This window comes from Arcobacter lacus, from assembly GCF_003063295.1.
GTDB classification, from domain to species: domain Bacteria; phylum Campylobacterota; class Campylobacteria; order Campylobacterales; family Arcobacteraceae; genus Aliarcobacter; species Aliarcobacter lacus.
In genome coordinates, this window is sequence record NZ_MUXF01000001.1 from 183,960 (window position 1) to 209,141 (window position 25,182).

At 26.1% G+C, this 25,182-nt stretch carries 22 protein-coding genes and 4 tRNA genes; 14 read left to right on the forward strand and 12 right to left on the reverse strand.

The genetic code is table 11. The features are described from left to right. Window positions 1–7 precede the first annotated feature (7 nt). Genes B0175_RS01030 through B0175_RS01045 form a run of 4 tightly spaced genes read right to left on the reverse strand, consistent with a single transcriptional unit; the run spans window position 8 to window position 3,306 of the window. On the reverse strand, window positions 8–1,207 hold the full coding sequence (locus tag B0175_RS01030) for a DNA recombination protein RmuC (protein WP_004510597.1): 1,200 nt from the start codon (window positions 1,205–1,207) through the stop codon (window positions 8–10). After that, window positions 1,204–2,424, reverse strand: coding sequence for a M48 family metallopeptidase (locus B0175_RS01035; protein WP_108526887.1), 1,221 nt, complete (start codon window positions 2,422–2,424; stop codon window positions 1,204–1,206). The genes B0175_RS01030 and B0175_RS01035 overlap by 4 nt, the downstream gene beginning before the upstream one ends. 39 nt (window positions 2,425–2,463) lie before the next feature. Further along, a complete protein-coding gene (locus B0175_RS01040) occupies window positions 2,464–2,934 on the reverse strand; it encodes a phospholipase D-like domain-containing protein (protein WP_108526888.1) in 471 nt (156 codons plus the stop codon). A 9-nt stretch (window positions 2,935–2,943) separates the two neighbouring features. Beyond that, entirely contained in the window at window positions 2,944–3,306 is a 363-nt protein-coding gene (locus B0175_RS01045; protein WP_108527062.1) for a YbgC/FadM family acyl-CoA thioesterase, read from the reverse strand. 94 nt (window positions 3,307–3,400) lie between these two features. On the opposite strand from B0175_RS01045, the gene B0175_RS01050 reads away from it, so the two are divergent. Beyond that, a complete protein-coding gene (locus B0175_RS01050) occupies window positions 3,401–3,802 on the forward strand; it encodes a hypothetical protein (protein ID WP_108526889.1) in 402 nt (133 codons plus the stop codon). A gap of 60 nt (window positions 3,803–3,862) precedes the next feature. Here B0175_RS01050 and B0175_RS01055 read toward each other — a convergent pair whose 3' ends face one another. The 4 genes from B0175_RS01055 to B0175_RS01070 form a co-directional block, all read right to left on the reverse strand. Then, window positions 3,863–6,406: a methyl-accepting chemotaxis protein gene (locus tag B0175_RS01055; protein WP_108526890.1), complete on the reverse strand. Its 2,544-nt coding sequence runs from the start codon at window positions 6,404–6,406 to the stop codon at window positions 3,863–3,865. A 280-nt stretch (window positions 6,407–6,686) separates the two neighbouring features. Beyond that, window positions 6,687–8,171, reverse strand: a complete 1,485-nt coding sequence (locus tag B0175_RS01060) for an inorganic phosphate transporter (protein ID WP_108526891.1) — start codon at window positions 8,169–8,171, stop codon at window positions 6,687–6,689. Window positions 8,172–8,239: 68 nt separating this feature from the next. After that, complete coding sequence (locus tag B0175_RS01065) at window positions 8,240–9,259, reverse strand: aldo/keto reductase (protein WP_108526892.1); 1,020 nt, start codon at window positions 9,257–9,259, stop codon at window positions 8,240–8,242. 40 nt (window positions 9,260–9,299) lie between these two features. Further along, window positions 9,300–10,271 (reverse strand): SLAC1 anion channel family protein, encoded by a 972-nt coding sequence (locus tag B0175_RS01070; RefSeq protein ID WP_108526893.1) that lies wholly within the window; start codon window positions 10,269–10,271, stop codon window positions 9,300–9,302. A gap of 46 nt (window positions 10,272–10,317) precedes the next feature. Between B0175_RS01070 and B0175_RS01075 the strand changes: the two genes are divergently transcribed. Beyond that, window positions 10,318–10,527, forward strand: a complete 210-nt coding sequence (locus B0175_RS01075; RefSeq protein WP_020847465.1) for a hypothetical protein — start codon at window positions 10,318–10,320, stop codon at window positions 10,525–10,527. A 75-nt stretch (window positions 10,528–10,602) separates the two neighbouring features. On the opposite strand, the gene B0175_RS01080 is transcribed toward B0175_RS01075, so the two are convergent. From B0175_RS01080 to ileS, 4 genes are all read right to left on the reverse strand, one after another. Continuing rightward, window positions 10,603–11,892: a UDP-N-acetylmuramoyl-L-alanyl-D-glutamate--2,6-diaminopimelate ligase gene (locus B0175_RS01080; protein ID WP_108526894.1), complete on the reverse strand. Its 1,290-nt coding sequence runs from the start codon at window positions 11,890–11,892 to the stop codon at window positions 10,603–10,605. Then, a complete protein-coding gene (locus B0175_RS01085) occupies window positions 11,870–12,466 on the reverse strand; it encodes a hypothetical protein (RefSeq protein ID WP_108526895.1) in 597 nt (198 codons plus the stop codon). Before B0175_RS01085 ends, B0175_RS01080 begins: the two co-directional genes overlap by 23 nt. Before the next feature lie 2 nt (window positions 12,467–12,468). Beyond that, window positions 12,469–12,747 carry a NifU family protein gene (locus tag B0175_RS01090; protein ID WP_108526896.1) on the reverse strand — a complete coding sequence of 93 codons (279 nt, stop codon included), beginning with the start codon at window positions 12,745–12,747 and terminating at the stop codon, window positions 12,469–12,471. A 123-nt stretch (window positions 12,748–12,870) separates the two neighbouring features. Next, window positions 12,871–15,600 carry an isoleucine--tRNA ligase gene (ileS, locus tag B0175_RS01095; RefSeq protein WP_108526897.1) on the reverse strand — a complete coding sequence of 910 codons (2,730 nt, stop codon included), beginning with the start codon at window positions 15,598–15,600 and terminating at the stop codon, window positions 12,871–12,873. Window positions 15,601–15,865: 265 nt separating this feature from the next. Here ileS and B0175_RS01100 point away from each other — a divergent pair, with 265 nt between their 5' ends. From B0175_RS01100 to B0175_RS01155, 12 genes are all read left to right on the forward strand, one after another. After that, the gene (locus B0175_RS01100; protein WP_108526898.1) at window positions 15,866–17,224 is read left to right on the forward strand and encodes an FAD-dependent oxidoreductase; all 1,359 of its coding nucleotides are present in this window, start codon (window positions 15,866–15,868) and stop codon (window positions 17,222–17,224) included. Window positions 17,225–17,318: 94 nt separating this feature from the next. After that, on the forward strand, window positions 17,319–17,825 hold the full coding sequence (locus B0175_RS01105) for a CinA family protein (RefSeq protein WP_108526899.1): 507 nt from the start codon (window positions 17,319–17,321) through the stop codon (window positions 17,823–17,825). Between the two features lie 64 nt (window positions 17,826–17,889). Then, window positions 17,890–17,965: transfer RNA gene (locus B0175_RS01110), tRNA-Lys, on the forward strand. A gap of 22 nt (window positions 17,966–17,987) precedes the next feature. Next, window positions 17,988–18,062, forward strand: a tRNA-Glu gene (locus B0175_RS01115). A gap of 19 nt (window positions 18,063–18,081) precedes the next feature. Continuing rightward, a tRNA-Val gene (locus B0175_RS01120) sits at window positions 18,082–18,157 on the forward strand. Window positions 18,158–18,177: 20 nt separating this feature from the next. Then, window positions 18,178–18,254, forward strand: a tRNA-Asp gene (locus tag B0175_RS01125). A gap of 75 nt (window positions 18,255–18,329) precedes the next feature. Continuing rightward, entirely contained in the window at window positions 18,330–19,913 is a 1,584-nt protein-coding gene (locus tag B0175_RS01130) for a sensor histidine kinase (protein WP_108526900.1), read from the forward strand. Then, window positions 19,894–20,556 (forward strand): response regulator transcription factor, encoded by a 663-nt coding sequence (locus B0175_RS01135; RefSeq protein WP_108526901.1) that lies wholly within the window; start codon window positions 19,894–19,896, stop codon window positions 20,554–20,556. The genes B0175_RS01130 and B0175_RS01135 overlap by 20 nt, the downstream gene beginning before the upstream one ends. A 75-nt stretch (window positions 20,557–20,631) precedes the next feature. Beyond that, window positions 20,632–20,886, forward strand: coding sequence for a DUF4212 domain-containing protein (locus B0175_RS01140; protein ID WP_108526902.1), 255 nt, complete (start codon window positions 20,632–20,634; stop codon window positions 20,884–20,886). A gap of 5 nt (window positions 20,887–20,891) precedes the next feature. Then, window positions 20,892–22,661, forward strand: a complete 1,770-nt coding sequence (locus tag B0175_RS01145; protein WP_108526903.1) for a VC_2705 family sodium/solute symporter — start codon at window positions 20,892–20,894, stop codon at window positions 22,659–22,661. A gap of 15 nt (window positions 22,662–22,676) precedes the next feature. Then, window positions 22,677–24,497, forward strand: coding sequence for a DUF294 nucleotidyltransferase-like domain-containing protein (locus B0175_RS01150; RefSeq protein ID WP_108526904.1), 1,821 nt, complete (start codon window positions 22,677–22,679; stop codon window positions 24,495–24,497). Further along, window positions 24,497–25,108, forward strand: coding sequence for a 3'-5' exonuclease (locus B0175_RS01155; protein WP_108526905.1), 612 nt, complete (start codon window positions 24,497–24,499; stop codon window positions 25,106–25,108). The genes B0175_RS01150 and B0175_RS01155 overlap by 1 nt, the downstream gene beginning before the upstream one ends. Window positions 25,109–25,182: the final 74 nt, after the last annotated feature.

The window sequence follows — 25,182 nt, forward strand, 5'->3', positions numbered from 1 at the left end:
CTGCTTTTTATTCTTCAACACTTAAATATCTATTTGGTAACTGTTTTTTAGGTTTTACACCAAGTTCTAAAAACTCTTCTGTTCTTCTTATTAAATTACCATTTCCACTACTTAACTTATTCATAGCTCCATCATAAGCTTTTTGAGTTCTAGTAATATTTGTTCCAATATCTTCAATATCACCTACAAAAGCAACAAACTTATCATATAAATCAGCTGCTTTTTTTGAAATCAATTGAGCATTTTCATTTTGATGTTCATTTCGCCAAATATTTTCAATAGTTCTAAGTGTCACATATAAAGTTGAAGGAGAAACTAACATGATATTATTATCAAATGCCAATTTAAAAAGATTATCATCACTTGAAGTAGCAAGCAAAAATGCTCCTTCAATAGGAATAAACATTAAAACAAAATCTAAAGTTCTAACGCCATCAATATTTTCATAACTTTTTGAACTCAAATCTTTTATATGTGAAGTTATAGATTTAACTAACTCTTTTGAGGCTTGTTGTTTTTCATCTTCATTTTCAGCTTTACTATAATTTATATAAGCATTTAATGATACTTTAGAATCTATAACTATATCTTTATTTGAAGGTAAATGAACTATTACATCAGGTCTTAACCTTTTTCCTTCAGCTGATGTAAAAGAACCTTGAATTGTATACTCTTTTCCTTCTCTAAGTCCAGTTTGATCCAAAATAGAAGACAAAATCATCTCTCCCCAATCACCTTGAGTTTTATTTTGTCCTTTTAAAGCTTTTGTTAGATTTATAGCATCATTTGAGATTTGATTATTTAGCTCTTTTAGATTTTTTATCTCTGTTAAAAGAGAACTTCTTTGTTTTGTTTCATCATTATAAATATCATTTACTCTTTTAGAAAAAGAGTCTAACTGCTCTTTAAATGAACTCAAAACAAAAGTTAGATTTGTAGTAGATTTTTTCTCTTTTTCATCAAAAAGTTTATTTGCTAGATTTTCAAACTCTAATTTCATTTGTTGTTTATTGTTTTCTAAAAAATTTATTTTTTCTTTTAGATTCTCTTTTTCTACTTTTGATAACTCTTCTAATGTTGATATTTTAAGTAAATATGAATTTATAATATTTTGATATTTTTGCTTTAATGTAAAAATAATCGCAAAAAATATCACAAATATTATTAAAAAAATAGCTATTAAAACAAGATAGTCAATAGTTATCATTTTTTAAACTCTTTTGTATGGACATCATATCCCAACTCTTTAAATCTCTCAATTAGTGGAGGATGTGAGTAATAGAAAAAAATGTACAAAGGATGAGATAAAGGAAATGATTTATTTTCATTTGCGAGTTTTAATAAAGCAGTTACTAAATCCTCTTTTGTTGCTAAGTTTGAACCAAAACTATCAGCTTTATATTCATTGTGTCTTGAAATAAGAGAGATTAATGGCATTAAGAAAAATGATAAAATAGGAGAAAATATCAAAAATACAGTTATTATTGCATAAGGTTCATTTTGTAAATTCAGTCCTAAAAATAGTTCATCACTTAAATTTCCAAAAATAGCAAAAAATACAAACATCACAAATCCCATAATCCCGATATTTTTTAAAATGTCACCATTTTTAAAATGTCCTAACTCATGCCCTAAAACAGCAAGTAATTCATTATGAGTTAATTTTTCAACTAAAGTATCAAATAAAACAACTCTTTTTGTGCTTCCTAATCCACCAAAATAAGCATTTAATCTATTATCTCTTTTACTCGCATCAACACTAAAAACTCCACTACTTTTAAAACCTACTTCATCTAAAAGTTTTTCTATTTTTTCTTCAAGTTCTTTATCTTTTAGTTTTTCAAATTTATCAAACATTTTGTCACGAATCACTGGATAAAGCATATTTATAAGTATGATTACAGCAAAAATAAATACAAATCCAAAAATCCACCAAGAAGGAAAGTTATTGATAATAAATGAAATTCCAGCAATAACAGCTGAACCAAAAACTAAAAACAAAACTCCAGTTTTTATAGTATCTTTTATAAAAAGTGCTGGTGTAATATTTGAAAATTCATATTTTTTATTTAGTTTAAAAGTTGAATAAAGTTCAAATGGTAAAGTCAAAATCCAATTTATAATGATAAATAAATCTACAAAAACAATAGCTTTTAACCAATATGAATCAATTTGAACTAAAGAATCTAAATATGATAAACCAAAACCAATCCATAAAATAAATAAAACAAAATCATAAAATGTTGAAGTAAGCGCAAGTTTTTCTTTTTCAATTGCATAATTTGCAGCTTCAAGATATTTATTTGAATCTAAAATAATAGCTTTTAAATTTCTTGCATCTTTTATAAAACCTATTTGCATAAATGAAGTATAAATATTGAATGCAAAGTAAATACAAAATGCTATAACAAATATTTCTAACACTAAAAATCCTTTATATTTTTATTAAAAATGTTATTCTAGTCAAATTTTGCTCACAAACTCTTTTAATTTTAAAATAAGCTTTTTATCATCAGTTATATAAATTAAATCGTAATTTTCTTCAAAAGACTCTTTTGTCCAATTTGTACTTCCAATTATTGCAGTTTTTGAATCAATCAAAACAACTTTTAGATGCATTTTATTTTTATCTTTATTTACAACAGTTTTTATACCATTTTCTTTTAATAAATCTAGTATTTCATCATCTTTTTTTGTCTTTTTTTGATCAAATAATACTGTAATTCTTACACCATGTTTTGAAGCTTCAATCAAATCATTTGCAAACTTTTTATATGAAAAATTGTACATTCCTATAAATATTTCTGAATTAGCTTCTTGTATGAGTTCACTTATTTTACTTTCTGCATCATCAGACTCTTTAGGAAGTAAATAAACTTCACTCGAATATAAATTTATAATAAATAAAAAAGATATTACTATTATTTTTAACATATTTTTTCCTTACTCTAAAATTTCAAAAATCTCTAAAGGAATTTTTGCTGGTTTAAAGTTTTTTAAAAAAGCTAGTTTAAAAGTAGCTTTAAAAATCACCTCATCATTTCGCAATATCTCTTGATACATTACAATAGAAGCTGATTTTTTCTCAACCAGTTTTGTTTTAACTTCTAATAAATCAGCAAAAACAGCTGGTTTTATCCAATCAATTGTTGCACTTCTTACAACAAAAAACTCATTATTGTTGTGAGGACTTAAACCTTTTTGAAAAAAAAGTTCACTTCTTGCTCGTTCGCAAAAATTTAAATAATTTGAATGATAAACAACTCCACCACAATCAGTAGATTCATAATAAACCCTTGTTTGCACCAAAAAACTCCACCTATTTAATATTTTAATTTATTTTACACTCTTATATGTTAAAATTCATTTTCAAAATTGTATATAATTAAAGGTGTTTTTTGTGTCTATTTTTGCTTTACAATCAATAGCAGGTGGTTTTTTAGATGAAGATTTACAACATTTTAATAAAAAATTTGATGACTGGTGTATTTATTTTAATACATATGAAGATGCTATAAATATAGCAAAAACGCTCGAAGATCCAGAAAAAATTGATGTTGTTGAAATTACACCATTAAGTTATCCAAAATATTTTTTTCCAAATCTTCAAGGTACTATTTATGTAACAAGACAAATTGAAGATAAAATCATTTGTGTTGTAGAACCATCTATAGGTTCAAGTTTTAGAATCGCAATATGTGATTTAAAAACAAAAAATGTGAGACTAACTCAAACTCATTATAAAAATATTCCAAGTATTGAAAATGCCTTTGCTAATTTTAAAGAGATAATTTTATCTTAATCTGCTTTTCAAACTAACTTTAATAATCAATTAAAATTTAGAAAAGAGAAAAGAAACTCTTTACTCTTTTTCGCAGTTAATCTCTCTAACTTTATTTAATAAATCAAAAACTATTTCTATATTATCTTCGATATCTTTTGTAACTGGAAAAATTTCTTTATTTTCAGCTTTTGAAGCATATAAGTCACAAGTTTTTTGAACAAGTTTATGAACATTTTCATGAGCAACTTTTAAATCTTGCCACTCTTTTGATTTTGCAAATTTTTTGTCTTCATTTGAATCAATCCATTTTCCAAGATTACATTCATGACAAGTTTTAACTGTAAATTTAAAACCTTCTTTTGCTTGAGAAAAATTCATATTTTTGAAGTTTATATGATCTGATTTTAATTTATTTATATCAATAATCATAGTTGTATCACAAATTCTTTTGTGAGCACTTCTATCAAAACTTGTTTGTTTTATTGTATCATCAAGATGGATTACAAGCTGTGAAGTTTTATTTGCCATTTCACTAATAGTTGAAGCTAAATTAGCGTTTTGTTGTGTTGCTCTATCTAAAGAATTTACCGTATCATTTATTTGTGCCATTGCTAGTTGCTGCTCTTTCGAAGCAGTTGCAACATCTTCAATTAACTTAATTGTAATATCAATATTCTCATTTAATTCATTATATCCTTCTATCATTTCAGAAGTAATATTTTTTCCTTCATTTGCTTTTAAAGTTGCATTTCCAACTATTGTTTTTATTTCATGTGCTGCTTCTGCACTTCTGCTTGCTAAGTTTCGTACTTCTTGTGCAACAACTGCAAATCCTTTTCCTGCTTCACCTGCAGTTGCTGCTTCTACTGCTGCATTTAAAGAAAGAATATTTGTTTGGAATGCTATATTATCTATAACACCTATTGCTTCATTGATTAGATTTACTTGGTTATTTATTTCATCCATTGAAGTTGCTGTTTTTAGAGCTAACTCTTTCCCAACATTTGTTGATTTTGTTACATTTTGTGCATACATAGCCATTTTAGAAGCATTTTCTGTACTTCTTGTAACAGTTGCTGATATTTCCTCAATTGCAGCAGCTGTTTCTTCTAATGATGCAGCTTGAATATTTGAAGAGTTACTCAATTTTTTTGAAGCATCAGCTAATTCTGTTGAACTTGTGTTTAATTCTATATTAGATTTTTCAATTAAACACATAATTTCATTGATTGAAGATTGAGTAACTTTTGCTCCACTTAATAAAGAAGCCATAACACCAGTAACTCCTTGTATATTAGGAATATTATAATCAAATTTCGCATTTGATAAAGCAACTAAAACATCACTTAAAACTAAAAGATTTTTTTGAGTTGTTGTTATCATATTATTTATTTCAGATATTAAAGAATTAACTCTTTTTGAATTTGCTTTTTGTTTAATAGTGTCATTGAATAATCCTGCATTTACTTTTTCTATAACAGTTTGTGCTTCTTCTATTACTTTTTGATCTTGAATCAATCCTTTTTCAATAGAATCTAAATAATTATTAAAACTATCTACTAAGTCTCCAATTTCATCTTTTGAAGTTACTTCAATTTTTGTAGTTTCAGAAGAATTGTTCGATATATTTTCAATTGATTTTTTAAGATTAAAAATTGGTTTTAAAATATTATTTTTCATATTTAATAATGAAATTACCATAATTAGCACAACAGCGAAAACTAAAATTACTAAAGCTACCCAAATAATGCTAGAAGCATGTTCAATGGCATTGTTTACATAACTTATTGGCTCGGCAACAAGGGCAATACCAAGTTTTCTACCTTCAAAATCTGTAATATCATTGAAAGTATAAAAATATTTGCTAGATTCAAAATGCTTGTCAGTTAATAATTTATTAAAATCTATTTTTTTAGCATCTTCTAAAAAATCTTTATTGATAAATTTTTGAGAAATAAGATATTTGTCTAATTTATTTTCATCTTTTACATTTTCTACAGATAAAGATAAATCCATAAGTAGTAAAAATGCTCTTTTTTCTTCGTCAAAAGAAATAGCAACAGAATTCAATCCTTGCATAAACTCTAAAGAACCAACTGGAATTTTATTTGAATCAAAAACAGGAACAACTGCCCTTAAACTAAGCCCTTCTTTTCCTATTTCAAATCCATTAACCGCAATATGTTCTTTATTTACTTTTACTACACTATTTCTAAAAGAACTTAAATCATCTCCAAATTTATCAACTTGCCAAGATCTTAAAAAAGAGTGATTATCTTTTGTATGAAGATGAATTTGAATATTTTTAAAAGGTGTTGACTCTTTCATATTAGAAGATAAGTTTGCTAAAGTACTAATGGCTAATTCTCTATTTTTTGTAGCCAAACTCTCTTTTATAGAAGAATCATTTGCAACAGATATTGCATTTGAAATTCCTACTTCTAATTTTGCTTTAATTCTTTGTTCACTTAGAGATTTTAAGTTTACAACTACGTCATTATGGACTTCATCAATTAAATCATTTTTATATTTATTCAATATAAAATAACCTATAATTAAAACTAATAATGTAACTATTAAGTTTATCAAAGTAAATTTTTTACTAATATTCAAGTCCTTCATCTCAATCCTTTTATATAAATAGCGTATATTCTATTTAAAATCATATTAAGAAAAATTAAATATTAAAAAATAAATTATATCATTGGATATAAAACTATTGTTTTTTTCTAATATAAATCGAGTATTTCGAAGTTTAATAGTATAAAATAAAAAACTACACAATCTAAAAATTTACTTATATTTTTAAAGTATTTTTTTATATTAATTTTGTAAAAAAGTTAAAGATTAAGAAGTTAATATAATTGAGAGATTATATCTCTCAATTTTTTATATAAAATAATCAGATTTTTGTAATATAACTTAAAGCTACGTAAATAGCAGCTCCCATTATAGCTGTAACAGGTAAGGTAAAAATCCATGCAATTAAAATTGTGTTAATAGTCTTTTTTTGTACTCCACCATCTGGTTCAGCAACCATAGTTCCAGCAACAGCACTAGAAACAATATGAGTTGTACTAACAGGAGCATGAGCAAAGTTTGCTAATAAAATAGTTATCATTGCCATTGCTTGAGATACTGTACCTTGCATATGATTGATTGGTTTAGAGCCAATTTTTTCTCCAATAGTATGCACTACTCTTTTGTAACCTATCATTGTTCCAATTCCTAACATTAAAGCAACTGCAAAAATTACCCAAAATGGAACATATTCAGTAGAAATAATCATTTGTTTTCTTTGATCTGCTATATAATCAGATTTATCTTTATCTATTAATTTATAAGCTCTTTCAACTTGTCCAAAGAAGTTATCAGAACATAAAACAGCTGTATGAATTTTCCATCTATCTTCTTTTGAAAGTTCCGAGTATGATTTTAATCCATCTAATTTTTTAGAAATTTCTAGTGTTGTGTTATACACTTGATTAACATTGCACTCTGCAATTTTATTTTCTATTTTTAGTGCACTAATAAGTAATTTTTCATCTAAAAGTTTTGTAAGAGTATCATTATTATCTGCATAGAATTTTGCTAAATTTGCAGCGCCATCTCTGGTTTGCATAATTTTGTATTGATGAGCTTCCATATTTAAAGCATAATAAGTTGGTAAAATACCAATAAGAATAATCATAATAAGACCAATTCCTTTTTGACCATCATTAGAACCATGAGCAAAACTAACTCCTGCGCCTGTTGCTATAATTCCAGTTCTCATCCAGAAATTTGGTTTCTTTTTTTTATCTCCAGTTGGTGTTTTATAAAACTTTGGATTTTTAACAAGTTTTCTTGATAGTTTCATAATCAAAAAAGCAAAACCAAAACCTAATAAAGGAGAAACAGCTAATGCTGTTAAAATACCATAAACAACTTTCCAATTTACACTTTGAGAGAAAGTAAATCCATTCATCATACCAAAAGCGATACTAACACCTACGATTGAACCTATTAAAGAGTGTGAACTAGAAACTGGTAAACCAAAATACCATGTTCCTAAATTCCAAACAACAGCAGATATAAGTAATGAGAAAACCATTACTAAAGTAGCATTTTGATTTGAAGAAACCATTATATCAAGCGGTAACAAATGCACAATAACATAAGCAACACCAATTCCCCCTAAAACAACTCCTATAAAGTTCATAATTCCAGCCATGATAACAGAGTATCCTGCTTTCATAGAATTAGTATATATAATCATTGCAACAGCATTTGCAGTATCATGAAAACCATTAATCATCTCATAAAATAATGCGATACTTAATGACAAAAGTAGTAAAACTATTGCAAAGTTATCAATATTATTTAAAGCATCCCACAAGACAGACATTTATGTATTCCTTATATTTAGTTTTAGCTAAAAAGTTTGTTATTATATTCTAGTTTTACTTTAATCTATTATCCCATTGGATATAAAATCTCTTTTTGTATTGTTTCAATTTTTGATAGAAGTTCATCATCTATTTTAAAAGCAAAAGCTTTTAAGCTATCATCTAGTTGAGATAATACTCTAGCTCCAATTATAGTTGATGCTACAAAATCGAAGTGTTTTGAATATGAGATAGCTAAAGTTACTGGTGAAACATTATATTCTTTTGCTAATTCAAAATATTTTGCTGTTGCTTTTAGTGTTTTATCATTTACAAACCTATCAGCCATAAGTCTAACTCTTTTGCTTTCATTGTTTAAATAACTTGTAAATCTTGCATCTTGAGGATAAAAGTTTCCATTATATTTTCCACTTAAAACTCCTCCTGCCATCGGAGAATATGGTAAAAGTGAAATATTTTCTTTTCGGCAAACAGTTGCTAATTCATCAAAAAATCTTGGATTTAATAAAGAAAAATTATTTTGAATTGATTCAAATCTTGATAAATTTTTATTTTTTGAAGTTTCATTTGCTTTTGTAAGTCCATAAGCACTATCATTTGAAGTTCCTATATATCTTACTTTTCCTTCTTTAACTAATTCATCAAAAGCTTTTAGTGATTCTTCAATAGGCACGATAGTATCTGGCCAATGCATCTGATAAAGATCTATATAATCAGTTTGAAGTCTTTTTAAACTTCCTTCAATTGCTTTTTTTATATGAAAAGAGTCAATGGCCGTAAGTCCATGTCTTACAGGTGGAACAAACCAACCAGAAGCTGCACCAGCGACTTTAGTTGCTAAGATGACAGAATCTCTTTGTTTTGTTTTTAACCATTTTCCTACTATATTTTCAGTAATTCCAACTGTATTTGCTTTGGGAGGTACTGGATAAATCTCAGCTGTATCAAAAAAATTTATTCCATTTTCATAAGCTTTATCCATAATATTAAAAGCTTCTTTTTCATCTGTTGTTGAACCAAATGTCATAGTTCCTAAACAAATACTTGAAACTCTTAATCCACTTTTTCCAATATATCTAAATTCCATAATAAATCCTTTTTACATTTTTAAAAAAGCTTATTATACCTTATTCCATTATACAAATTTCTTTTTTCTTCATATGTTTTATAGTGGCAATTGCAACTAAAAGAACAATTATTGTAGTAATAAAAGTTAAAACATAAGCAAAGATTGCATAAATACCATTTTTTGTTAATTCATACATTAAAACAGTACTTAAAGTAACTGCTGCCATTGGAAATGTAAATGCCCACCATGAAATAAAGAATTTTATTTTTACAAAATTTTTATACATAACAAAAACTAAAATTGTGAAAAATATTCCTAAATTAAATAAAATTTGAGCAAAAAAGTCTAAACTTCCAGTCAATTTTATGTAAGAGATAAATCCAATAGCAGGAGGCGCTATTAAAATAAAAAGTGTTGGCATAAATTTTGGAGCAAATTGATTATGAAAAATAATTCTATTCAAAATAATAGCAAACAAAATTATCCAAAAAAATATTCCTATTGAAAAATAAAAATATAATATTGTATTATCAACTATTCCAACACCAGCAATGGGAACTATCAAGTTTCCAACAATAGGAATAAACCAAGCTGGATTTGAGTGTTGTATTTCAAGATTGTTATTTATCCAAAATCTGATTGTATAGTAAGTAAAAAATATATGGAAAAGTGCACCTATAATAAAAAATATTTCTGAAATTTCTATAGAAAAAACTCTAAAATCTATTGATAAAATAAGCATAGAAATAGAAAAAGCTGCAAAAAAATTGACTCTTATTGGGTGAGAAAACTCTTTTTTTACTTCTTCTTTAAATCTAATAATTTTTAATATATAAAAAAATAAAACTAAAAAAAACAGACAAACAGTAACAACTAGTATTGCCATAGCAACAGATATTGGAAAGAAAAAAACCGAAGTCATTCGTTCATAAACTAAAGTTAAACCACCTAATCCCATAATCACTGCAAACATCATTATAGGGAAAAATTGCAATCTATTTGAAGGAATTGCTTTTATATGCTCTTGCATTATTAAATCCTAGTAAGATATAATTTATAAAATTTTGGAGTTTATTTTGGCAAAAAGTAAAATAATAGTAGATTTGAGTAAAGAAAATCTTTTTTTTGAAGAAAAAAATCAAACAATAAAACTACTAAATTTTAGATTAGATAATATGAGTTTAGATATAGCAATTTATGAAAAAGATAAACTTATTAAAAATAGTTCTATGGTTTTTGCACATCTTCCTAAAAAACTCAAAGCAAAATTAAATCCAAAGAAATAATTATATCTCATAAAATATAAATTTTGTTTTATTTTAAATAAGTAAATATTATAAATTAATTAAAATTAAAACTTATTATATTTTAGAACTTAATATTTTTAAAACTTCATCTTTATCAGAGAATTCAAATTTTTTATCACCAATTATTTGCGTTGCTTCATCACCTTTTCCAAGAACTAAAACAACACTTTTTTCATTTGCTAAAGATATAGCTTTTTTCAAAGCTTCTTTTCTATCGATTAAAACTTCAACATTTGATTTATCGTTTATTCCAGCTAAAATATCTTCAATTATCATTTTTGGTTCTTCAAATCTTGGATTATCGCTAGTTACAATAATATGTTTTGAATATTTTTTTGCAACTTCTCCCATAAGTGGTCGTTTTGCACTATCTCTATTTCCACCTGCACCAAAAACACAAATAATATCTTTATTTGGGAAGCTTTTTAAAACTTCATCCATTCCATCAGGAGTATGTGCAAAATCCACAATTACGAGTGGATTTAAACTAATTATTTCCATTCGTCCACTAACACAAGAAAAGTTTTTTAATGTTTGACAAATATCTTCAAGAGATTTTTGTGTTGTAATATGAACAGCAGCAATACTTGCCATAAGATTATAAATATTAAAAATTCCCATCATCATAGAAGTAAAACTATAAGTTTTTTCTTTATAAAAAAACTCAACTTTCATGCCATGTTCAAACTCATATTTACTTACTTTATAATCAGAAAGATTTTTTAAAGAATATGTAAAAGCATTTGTAAAATTATATTTCATAACATTATCATCTATATTTACTAGCTTTACAGACTCATCACTTAAAAACGAATTTTTAACTCTTATATATTCTTCAATAGTTTTATGATAATCAAGATGGTCTCTTGTAATATTTGTATGAATTTTTAAAGCAAAAGTTAAACCTTCAATTCTATTTTGTTCTATTGCATGAGAGCTTACTTCCATAACAAAAAATTGACAACCATTTTGAATAGCTTTTTGAATATGTACAAAATTTCCAAGTTGAATTGGAGTTGTCAAAGAATAATCTTCGACTTGTGTTTCATTTATAAAAAATCCACGAGTTCCTTGAAGTGCAACTTTAAAGCCCAAACTTAAAAGTATTTTGTAAATTGTTGTTGCAGTTGTTGTTTTACCATTTGTTCCAGTTATTCCAATGATTTTTATAGAACTCATGTCTAAATGATTTTTTAACTCACTTGAGTTTAAAAACTCAATACAACCATTTTCTTTGGCATTTTGTATATATTTTTCATTATATTTTGAAACAACAAAAATTGAATTTTTATCAGCTTCACCTGAATTGTCTGTATATGTTTTATCGTTTATGATTAGTTTCAAGTTTTTTCTCTTCTAATTTTTTATATAGTTTTTCTATCTCTTTATCATAAGTAAAATATTCATTAAAACCATCAAGATAAGAGTATGCTGTACTATTAAAATCGTTATCTATCAACTTTGTTACAAAATCATAAAAATCATCTTTATTTTCAATTGCAACTTTTGTTGAAAACATAATATCTTCAAAAGCAATTCTAAAAGAACCTCTAACTTCTATTAATTTTTTAAAATCTTCATATCTTATTGCATCTAGAGATTCAACTGTTGAAGTGCTTAAATCTTTTAAAATTTCCATCATTTTGTCAATATCACCATCATAAGCATTAATTATATCTTCTACATATCTTATTGCTTCATCTAAACTATCATCTTTAATTACTGTAAAATAATCATACAAAGATAAAGCTTTTGATACATCTTCGCTAGCAATATCACAAAAAAGTGCATAAATAGGATATTCTTTGTTATCTGGAAAATTTGATGATAACTGTGAATATAAAAATAAAGCATCTTTAAATTTTTTTTGTAAAAATAAAGAGTTTGCATCATTTAATAATCTATCTTCATTTATCATTATTATAATTCCTCTAAATTATTTTCCATACCTTGTGGTACATTTATAATTTCTAAATCAGGATGAATTGCAGCTTTTAATTCTTTTTCTACAATATACTTTAAAGTACTTCCACTTGCACTACAGCCAACACATGCACCTTGTAACTGTACAAAAACTTTTGCATTTTTTATAGCTAAAAGTTTTATAGCTCCACCATCACGTGCTAGCATTGGTGAAATTTTATTTTCAATTATAGAACTTACTGGATTTTGTAAATCTTCATCAGAAAATGGCATCATTTATTTTTTACCTCTTTTTCTTTTCTTTTTACAAAATATATTCCAATAGCAGTAACTATCAATATTACTGCTATTGTTTGAAATATAAAAGAGAGTGTTACTTCTTCTTGAAACATTTTTTTCCTATTTTACTACTTCTTCACATCTATTACAAAGTGATTCTTCTTTAGTTGCTGTAAATTTCCAGCATCTTGGACATTTATGAGCAGTTGCTTTATAAACTTCAAATTCTTTTCCATCAACTTCAAATTTACCTAAAACTTCACTACTTTGTTTTGTTGTAAAGACACTACTTACCAAAAACCAATCACTTGATTCAACTTCATCTAAAGCCAAAATATTTTCACTGTTTGTATATAAAGATAATTCTAAAGTAGATTTTATAATTTTTTCTTTACTTAAAGCATCTTTAATTTCAGAAAATTTCTCTTTTGCTTCTATCAAATTTTCTTCATTTATAGAAGATTCAACTTGTGGTAAATCAAATTTTTTGTAATCAAAAATATCTTCACAACCATCTTTTATAAATGCTGGTGCAAACTCTAATAATTCATCCATTGTATATGTTAAAATACAAGCTAAAGTTGAAATAAGTTTTTTTGCAATCAGTGCCATTGCACTTTGACTTGCAAGCCTATGAATATCTTTTTTATCATCACAATATAATCTATCTTTACAAACATCAAGATAAATCCCAGATAAATCAACAACTAAGAAGTTATTTAATTTATTTAAACCTTTTGAAAATTCATAAACATTAAATGCAGCTTCAATTTCATCAAATACTTTTTTAGCTTTATTTAAAATCCATTTATCTAATGGTCCCATTTTAGAAACATCAATAATCTCTTCTAAATCATCAATATTTGCAAGTAAGAATCTTGCTGTGTTTCTTATTTTTCTATATAACTCACCATTTTGTTTTAAGATATTATCAGAGATTTTTAAATCACTTTGATAATCACTCATTGCAACCCAAAGTCTTAAAATTTCACTTCCATACTCTTTTATAACTTTATCAGGAGCAACAACATTTCCTTTTGATTTAGACATTTTTTCACCTTTTTCATCAACAGTGAAGCCGTGAGTCAAAATCGATTTATAAGGAGCAATTTCACTTGAAGCTAAAGTTGTTAAAAGTGAAGATTGGAACCAACCTCTATGTTGATCACTTCCTTCAAGATACATATCCGCAGGGAAAGTTCCAGCATCATAATTTCTACTTCTTAAAACTGCATTTTGAGTTGAACCACTATCAAACCAAACATCTAAAATATCTAAAGTTTTTTCCAAATCATCAGGATTTAATCCACTTCCTGGATATAGTAAATCAGAAATCTCTAAATCATACCAAGCATCACAACCATATTGCTCGAAAATCATTGCTGTATAATTTAAAACTTTTTCATCAAAAATGATTTCATCAGTCTTTTTATTTCTAAAAAATGCAATTGGAACTCCCCAATCTCTTTGTCTTGAAATACACCAATCAGGTCTTCCTTCTAACATCGCTTTTAATCTATTTCTTCCCCACTCTGGATAGAATTTTAGATTTTCTACAACTTCTAAAGCATTTTCTCTTAATGTATTATTTTTATTTCCATATTTATCATCAATTGAGATAAACCATTGTTTTGTTGCTCTAAAAATAATTGGTGTATGAGTTCTCCAACAGTGTGGATAAGAGTGTCTAATATCTACTCTTTTTAATAAAGCACTTCCTAATTCTTCTAAAATTAACTCATTTGCTTTAAATACATTTAATCCTAAATATTTATCTGTATCTCTAAATAATTTTTCTCTTACTATTGTCTCATCATATTTACCATAAGCATCAACTGGCATAATCACATCTAAGTTATATCTTAATCCAACTTTATAGTCATCTTCTCCATGTCCAGGTGCAGTATGAACTGCTCCAGTTCCTGAATCCATCATAACATGGTCACCTAAAACAATTTTAGAAGTTCTTCCATTTAATGGATTAATTGCAAATGTATTTTCTAAATCTTTTGGATTTATAGTTTCAACTACTTCACCACTTATAACTCCACTTTCTATTAAAGAGTTATATAATTTTTTTGCTACAACAAATTTATCAGAAGTTTTTACATACTCTTCTTCACCATTTAAAGAAATTCCCGTATTTGCAGGAAGTGTCCAAGGAGTAGTTGTCCAGATAATTATACTTGCATCGATATTTTCGTGTTTAAATGCAACAAATATTGATGGAGATGTTTTATCTTCATACTCAACTTCTGCTTCAGCAAGTGCAGTTTGTGCAGCCCAAGACCAATAAACTGGTTTACTTCTTTGAATTAAAAGACCTTGTTTTGCAATTGCACATAACTCTCTATAAATATTTGCTTCAAATTTAAAATCCATTGTTAAATATGGATTTTCCCAATCAGCAATTACACCTAATTTTTTGAATTCATCTTTTTGAATTTCAACAAATTTAGTTGCATGATCACGACAAAGTTGTCTTAATTTTGATTTTGGAAGTTCTTTTTTCTTTTCACTTCCTATTTTTTCTTCTACTTTTTGTTCAATTGGTAATCCATGACAATCCCAACCTGGAACATATCTAATTGATTTTCCTTCAAAATAATGAAATTTGTTAATAATATCTTTTAAAATTTTATTTAAAGCATGACCAATATGAATATTTCCATTTGCATAAGGAGGTCCATCATGTAGAGTAAATGATGGAGCCCCTACTCTATTTTTTTTCATTTTCTCGTAAACTTTTTTGTCATCCCATTGCTTATATTTTACAGGTTCATTTTGAGGAAGATTTCCTCTCATTGGAAAATCTGTTTTTGGAAGCAATAAACTATCTTTATAATCCATTATTACACCTTCATTTTCAAATATTATAGTTTTAATTAGAACCTAGATTATATCTAAATATATTTTAAAAATTATCTTTTGTTAAATTTAGCACAAAATTATGTTTAATTACGTAAATTTTAATTTAACAACAAATTATATTTTTTCCATACATAAAAATTTAAAAAAATAAAATAATTACTAACTACTATTTATCTAAAATAAAAAATTTATATGTTAGAATCCCTAAATTTTTATGACAAAAATATAGGAGAAGGAAAGCAAGATGAATGAGAAACACTATGAAGTAGTAATTGTTGGTGGGGGTATCTCTGGAGCAGCTTTATTTTTTGAATTAGCAAAATACTCTGATGTAAACTCAATTTGTTTACTTGAGAAATATGAGGACTTAGCTACATTAAACTCAAAAGGTACAAGTAACTCTCAAACAATTCACGTAGGTGATATCGAAACAAACTATACATTTGAGAAAGCAAAAATCACAAAAAGAACTGCAAAAATGATTGAAAAATTCAATCTTATGTATGATTTACAAGATAAAATTATGTTTAAACACCAAAAAATGGCTTTAGGTGTTGGAGAAAAAGAAGTTCAATTTATTACTGATAGATATAATAAATTTAAAGAAATTTTCCCTTATTTAGAATTATGGGATAAAGAAGCTTTAAGAGAAAAAGAACCTTTATTAGTTTATGCAGATAAAGAAAGAACAAAAGATAGACCAGAACCAATTGTAGCTATGGGAACAAATGATCAATATACAACAGTTGATTTTGGAGCAATGACTAAAGAATTAGTAAAAGCTGGACAAAATGCAGATTCATCTAAAACGACTGATGTTTTCTTTAACTCTGAAGTAGAAGAAATTGAACAAGTTGGTAAAAAATTCAAACTTACAACTGTTCATGGTACAGTTTATACTGCTGATTTCGTTGTTGTTGATGCTGGAGCCCACTCATTATTCTTAGCTCACAAAATGGGTTATGGAAAACATATGGGTTCTTTATCAATGGCAGGATCATTCTATATTACAAGTGGACATTTCTTAAATGGTAAAGTTTATATGGTACAAAATGATAAATTACCATTCGCTGCACTTCATGGAGATCCAGATATTTTATGTGAAGGTAAAACTAGATTTGGGCCAACTGCACTTGCATTATTAGTTTTAGAGAGATATAAAGGTGGAAAATCATTTTTTCAATGCTTAAAAACTATGAATTTTGATGGAAGCATTATGAAAATTTTCTGGGACTTATTAAAAGATTCAGATATTAGAAATTATGTATTCAAAAACTTTTTATTTGAAGTTCCTGGAATTAATAAAGGTTTATTTGTTAAAGATGCAAGAAAAATTGTTCCATCTTTAAGCGTAGAAGATATTGAATATGCAAAAGGATTTGGAGGAGTTAGACCACAAGTACTTAATAAAGATGAGAAAAAATTAATGCTTGGAGAAGCTTCAATTACTGAGCTTGAAGGTATCATCTTTAATATGACTCCATCACCAGGTGCTACATCTTGTTTAGGAAATGCAGAAAGAGATATTAAAAAAGTGTGCCAATATTTAGGTAAAACTTTCTATGAAGATAAATTCTTAAGCGATTTTACTGACGACAAATAATAAAAAATAGAAGAATATTTTTCTTCTATTTTTCTTTCCTCAACTTTAATCAATTTATTACTAAAATACATTATTCTTAAAAAAAGGATTAGTTGTGTTTAAAAAAATATTTAATAAAAAAGATATGATTGAACTTCAAGACATTCTAAGAAATAATAAAAAAACAATAACGACAGCAGAATCTTGCACAGGTGGATTAGTTGCAAGTATGATTACAAAAGTTTCTGGTTCTTCTGATATTTTTAATGGAAGTATTGTCTCTTATTCAAATAAGATAAAAAATCAAGAATTGAATGTAAATAATGAAACATTAGAAAAGTTTGGAGCAGTAAGCACTGAAGTTGTAAATGAGATGCTAGATGGTGCTATAAAAAAATTTGAAGCAGATTTTGCTATTGCAATATCAGGAATTGCAGGACCAACAGGAGCAACAAAGAACAAACCAGTAGGAACAGTTGTAATTGGTATTTCAGATGCAAATAATGTAAAAATTATTGATACTTTTTACTTTAAAGGTACAAGAGAAGAGGTTCAAATACAAGCAGCAAAAACTGCTTTGAAAAAAATTTTGAAATTTGTAAAAAAAACTCTTGACAATTAATTGATTTTCCAATATAATTCCAGTCCATTTTGAGTTTAACACTTAAAAATGTTTGTTGTTTTGTGACCCGTTAGCTCAGCTGGTAGAGCATCTCACTTTTAATGAGGGGGCCAATGGTTCGAATCCATTACGGGTCACCACTTTTTATTGTTGCATAGTCTTGGCCCCTTCATCTAACGGTTAGGATTCATGGTTTTCATCCATGCCACAGGGGTTCGAATCCCCTAGGGGTCACCAAGCCAAAATATGCAACTTCGGTCGATTAGCTCAGTTGGTAGAGCGCTACCCTTACAAGGTAGATGTCATAAGTTCGAGTCTTATATCGACCACCACTTTTTATTATTTCCCAAGTGCGGCCGTAGTTTAGTTGGTTAGAATGCCTGCCTGTCACGCAGGAGGTCGCGAGTTCGAGTCTCGTCGGCCGCGCCACTTGGAAATATCACTTTCAAAGTTTATTATTACTAAAATCTAGCTATCATTTAACTTCAATTTTAAAGGTTTAAAATGTTAAAAGCAAAGAGTTTATATCACCTAATAGTTTATAGTATCTTATTTATAATAGTTTTGATATCTTTTTTTACTTTTATAATTATAAATAATGCACATGAAGAACTACAAGAGAAAATACATACCCTAAAAGAAGATTACACAACTAATCAAAAAGCTCTAATAAGAAATCATATTGACTATATGATAAAATTTATAGATTATTACTACAAAGAAAATATAAATACAAAAGATTTAGAAACAATAAAAAAAGAAGTAATTATTGCAATTAAAGAATTAAATTTAAGCAATAATCCAAATGAGTACATTTTCATTTATGATTTTGATGGTAATTTACTTCAAAATTCTGTTGAAAAAACAAACATTGGTAAGAATTTTATAAACTTTACAGATCAAAATGGTAAAAAAGTTATAGAAGAACTTATAAATATCTCTAAAAATAAAGATGGAGGATTTATAAACTATTTTTGGTCAAAACCCGAAATTCATAAAGAAGCAAATAAAATATCTTATGTAAAATCTTATGATAAATGGAACTGGACAATAGGAAAAGGTGTTTATTTAGATGAGATAGATAAACTTATAAAATTAAAAGAAGATGATTATAATCAAAAAATATCAAATTACACACTTCAAGTAACTTCTCTTACGATTTTACTTATATTTTACTCAATATTTATTTATAAAAATGCAACTATTTTAATAGTAAATGATGTAAAAGAAATAGGGAAATACTTCAAAGAATCACAAAAAAATGATGAACCTCTAAATCAAAACAACATCATTTTTGGTGAATTTAAAGTCATAGCAAATTATGCAACAGATGCAATGAATAATATAAAATTAAAAACAACTATGCTTGAAGATTTAAATAAAAATTTAGAAGATAAAGTAAAAGAAAAAACTAAAGAATTAACAGATTTAGTTGATTCTCAAAAAAGTTTTATCAAAAATTCTGTACATGAAATAAATACTCCATTAAGTATTATTAGAACAAATATAGATTTACTAAAAATGAAAATACCAAATAATAACTATATTACAAATATTGAATCTGGTTCAAAAACTATTCAATATATCTATGATGATTTATCATATTTAATAAAAAAAGATAGAGTTGTTTATGAAAAAGAGTATCTAGATTTTACTTCTATATTAAAAGAGAGATTAGAATTCTTTGATGAAATCATCAAATCAAATTCTTTATATCTTATTCAAAATTTAGAAGATGATTTATATATAAAATTCAATATGACTGAGCTTCAAAGAATTATTGATAATAATTTATCAAATGCAGTAAAATACTCTTTTTCAAAATCTCCCATATTTGTAAAACTTTATTATTTAAATGATGATGAAATAGAGTTTAGTATTGCAACTAATTCAAAAAAGATAGAAAATCTTGACAAAATTTTTGAGGATTATTATAGAGAAAATTCTTCTCGAGGTGGTTTTGGATTAGGACTAAAAATTGTAAAAGAAATATGTGATAAAAATTTAGTTATAATCAATATCGACTCAAATGAAAAAGAGACAAAATTTACTTATAGGTTTAAAATAAATGAAAATACTACTTCTTGAAGATGAGTTAATGTTAAATAATGCTATTAGTGAGTATTTAAGAAATATTGGTCACATGGTTGAAAGTTTTCAAGATGGTCAAGATGTATTAAATAATGTTGATACAACTTTTGACTTACTAATTTTAGACATAAATGTTCCAACAATTGATGGTTTTGGAGTTTTAGCTCACTTAAATAGTAAAAAAATTCATATACCAACTATATTTATTTCTGCATTGGTTGATATTGAAGATATCACAAAAGCTTACAATTTAGGATGTAGAGAATACATAAAAAAACCTTTTCATTTAGGTGAACTTGGAATTAAAATAAACCAGATTTTGAAAAAAGAACAAAATAACACTTCACATATTAGATTTTCAGAAAACTACTCTTATTCAAAAGATAAACAAACTCTTTATTTTAATGGAGAACCACAAAATCTTACAAAAAAACAATTGGAAATTATCCATATTTTAGCTCTAAATATAAATATGATTGTAGATTTCGAAAGATTTAGAGTTGATGTTTGGGATGCTGAAAATATTGATAATCCTACAATTAGAGCTGAAATTTCAAGATTAAAAAAAGCACTAAAAGAAGACTTTATTAAAAATATTCGTGGACTTGGTTATAAAATAGATAGATATTATTCTGTATAATTAATTTATTTGCAAATGCTATTTTTTTGCTATTAAACATCACTATAATTGCCCTAAATTTTACAAAGGCAAAAAGTGAATCAAAAAAAAGCAAAAGAGTATTGGAAAGAAAATGTCTTTTTAATTATTAAATTGCTTATTGTTTGGTTTGTAATCTCTTTTGGCTGTGGTATCTTATTTGTAGAACAACTCAATCTTATCGAAATAAACGGTGTTAAACTTGGTTTCTTTATGGCACAACAAGGTGCTATTTATCTTTTTATTATCTTAATTATTATTTATATAAGAAAAATGTCTCAAATAGATAAAAAATATGATGTAAGTGAATAGATTTTATGGAATTACAATCGTTAATTTACCTATTTGGAACTATAACTTTTGCAATTTATGTTGGTCTTGCGTTGTGGACGAAAGCTAGTTCAACAAAAGATTTTTATATTGCAAACAATAAAGTTCATCCAATTTTTATTGGTGTTTCTATCGCAACAGAGTGGATTGGAGCAGCTTCATTTATATCAATTGCAGGAACAATTTCATATTTAGGATACAATGGAACACCTTATATACTTGGATTTACAGGTGGATTTGTTTTACTTACCCTTTTAATAGTTCCCTATTTGAGAAAGTTTGGAAAATTTACAATTCCTGATTTTATTGCTCAAAGATATTACTCAAATAAAGCTAGATTACTTACAATTATTATAATTGTTTTAGCCTCATTTATTTATATTTCAGCACAAATGAAAGGTTTAGGAATAATTTTTTCAAGATTTTTTCAAGTAGATATGTACATTGGTTTATTGAGTGCTATTGGTATTTTATTTTTATATGCAATTTTTACGGGTATGAGAACAAACAATTATACACAAATAGCTCAATATATTATTATACTTTTTGCATATACATTTTGTGCAATATTTTTATCATTGCAATTAACTAACAGCTTCTTACCTCAATTAGCAATATTTTCACCTATAAACTTTGATTTTATTACTCCTCTTCAAACAATAAAAGAAGGAACACCTTTTTTAATTGCTTTAGATAAAATATTAGTAGATTTTGGATTTGATAGTTACTCTAAATCTCTTGATTTAATAAATGTATTTATGATAACTATGGCTTTAATGTTAGGTACAGCAACTCTTCCTCATTTATTAATAAAGTTTTTTACACTTTCTACAGTAAAAGATACTAGGAAATCTGCTCTTTGGGCATTAATATTTGTAGCTTTGATATTTACAACTATTTCATCAGTTGCATCTTTTTCAAAAATTAATCTTTTAAAAAATGTTCAAAATGTTGAATATGAAGCATTTATTCAAGGTGAAATAAAAAATAATGATACTTCAATAAACAATGGGAAATGGCTTCAAATATGGCAAAATAGTGGTTTTATATCTTGGAATGACAAAAATGAAGATAAAAAAATACAAATAGATGGAACAAAAAATAATGAATTATTTATAAATCCTGATATTGTAACTTTAGTAAATGCAGAAATTGCAAACTTGCCAAACTGGATAATTGCACTTTTAATTTCTGGAGCCTTAGCAGCAATCTTAGCTACAACAACAGGTTTGCTTCTGATAATTACAACAACAATTTCTTATGACTTATGGGATGAATTTATATATAAAAACAATTATAAATATCCACATAAAAATAAAACAAAAAGATTATCAATTATTTTAATAGTTTTTATTCTTGTTGCTTTCGCTACATTTTTTACAATACCTTTTTATTCAATTGTTCAAACTGTTACAATTTCATTTACTTTAATTGCAGCTACGATTTTTCCAGCAGTTGTGCTTGGAATATTTGATAAAAGGATGAATAAAGAAGGTGCATTCTTTGGAATTTTAACTGCTTTTATATTCACTTTTTGTTATATTGTGTACTTCTTATTTATTGATAATTCAATAGAAAATATGAGAAATTATTTGTTTGGAATCACTCCAGAAGGGATTGGAACAATTGGAGCAATATTAAATTTTATAGTTGCATTAATTGTATCAAGATTAACACCACTTCCTCCCAAAAGTGTACAAAAATTAATTCAGAAAATTAGGATTCCTACAAATATAAAAAACAAAATAGAACTTTAAAAAAGAAGGTATAAAATGAGCATACAAGATCAAGAAAGTTTTTTATCAAACATTCATCCGTTTGAAGTTCTAACTCCAAGCCAAATGGCTATGTGTGTTCAACATATGGATATTGCATATTATCCCAAAGATACAATTTTAATCAGCCCAGAAAAAATTCCTGAACACTTTTTTATAATTATAAAAGGTTCAGTATATGAATACTCAAATGAAAATATTGTTGTAATGGATTATCAAAATGAGGACTCTTTTGATTCAAACTCATTAATTTATGGAAAATGTGAACATACATTTAAAGTAAATGAAGAACTTATCTGTTATGAAATAGAAAAAAAGACTTTTCTAAGTCTAATTGAAAAAAATCAAGAATTCAAAGATTTCTTTTTGAAAGATTTAGTAAATAAAATTCAAAGTTTAAAAGACAAAGAATATACTTCACAACTTTCATCTTTTATGATTGCAAAAGTTGGAGACACTTTAATCCATGAAGCCTGTATGGTAGATGAAAATACAAAATTAATTGATGCTATAGAAAAATCTATGCAATTTAAAACTTCAACAATTATTGTAAAAAAATCTGATGGAGAATATGGAATAATTACAGATTCTTTACTAAAAGTTAAAGTTTTATTGCAAGGAAGGGATTTGACAATTCCTGTACGTGATATTGCTATTTTTCCACTTTTAACAATTCAAAAAGATGATTACTTGTTTGAAGCATTAACAATTTTAATAAAAAGAAATATTAAAAGAATTGGCGTTACAAATAGTAATGGTGAAATGATTGGTATTTTAGAACAAATAGATATTCTTTCTCACTTTGCAAATCACACCTATGTTATAGAATCAAAAATAAAAAATGCGAATAAAGTTGAAGATTTAAAAATAGCTAGCAATGAATTTTTGAATATTATCAAAAGTTTACAAGCAAAAGGCGTAAAAATATATCATATTTCAAACTTAATTGGACAGTTAAATACAAAAGTTTATCAAAAGCTTTATAGTTTAGTTCTTCCTGAAGAATTACAAAAAAATGCTTGTTTAATTGTTATGGGAAGTGAAGGAAGAAATGAACAAATTGTTAAAACTGATCAAGACAATGCTCTTGTAGTAAAAAATGGTATTGATGTTGAACAATATAGACCTTATATGCAACAATTAACTGAACATCTAATTGATTTAGGATATCCACCTTGTGATGGAAATATTATGGTTTCAAATCCTTATTGGTGCAAAACAGAAGATGAATATAAAAGTGATATTATAAAATGGCTAAATTCTCCTGATATGAAAAATTATCTTGATTTAGCAATTTTTATAGATGCTTTTGCAGTTGCAGGAGATAAAGAATTACTAATCAATTTAAAAGATTATTTATATGGTAAAGTTCAAAATAAAGATATTTTTATGGCATATTTTGCAAAAGCTACGATTACTTTTGATACTCCAACAACATTTTCAAACTTTATGGCAAAAGATGATTTAATTAATATAAAAAAAGCTGCAATTTTTCCAATAGTTCAAGGAATTAGAAGTTTAGCTTTAAGAGAAAAAATAAAAGAAACAACAACAATAAAAAGAATAAAAATACTTGAAGCAAAAAATATTTTAGAAAAAACTAAAGCTGCTGAATTAATAGAAGCATTTGAAATAGCAAGTACTATAAGATTGAAAAATCAACTAGATTGTATTCAAGAAGGAATTGCTTTAACAAATGAAATAGATACAAATAATTTAGGGAAAATTGAAAGAGATTTATTAAAAGAATCTTTTAAAATTGTTGTTGAATTCAAGAAATTTATAAATTACATATTTAAACTGGATAAAATATACTAATGCTAAAAAACTTTTTAAGAAATTGGAATAGAAAACAACTAAAAAATAAAAGATATGATTTTTTATTTGATACTCCAGCACAAAATGAATTTGTAAGTCTAGATTGTGAAACAACAGGATTAAATCCTAAAAAAGACGAAATATTATCTATTGGAGCAGTTTTAATAAGAGATAATAAAATATTGATGAGAAAAACATTTAATATTTTTTTAAAACCTTCAAAAGATATAAATATCGAATCTATAAAAGTGCATCACTTAAGACAAATAGATTTAGAAAATGCACTTGAACCAGAAATTGCTATTTATCAATTATTAGACTTTATTGGTTCAAGACCAATTGTTGGTTATTATATAGAATTTGATATGGCTATTATTTCTAAATATACAAAAAAATATCTTGGTATTAAACTTCCAAATGAACCAATAGAAGTCTCTGGAATATATTATGATAGTAGAAAATCTACAAGTAACTATGGATTTATAGATTTAAAATTTGATACTATTATGAAAAATTTAAATATACCTGTTTTAGGTAAGCATGATGCATTAAATGATGCTATTATGACTTCTATGATCTTTCTAAAATTAAAACAATTTATAAAACAATAATATAATTATAAAACATAATATCCCTAAAAATCGCTTCTTTTATAAAAAGTTTAAAGTTTTTTTTAAACTTTTTT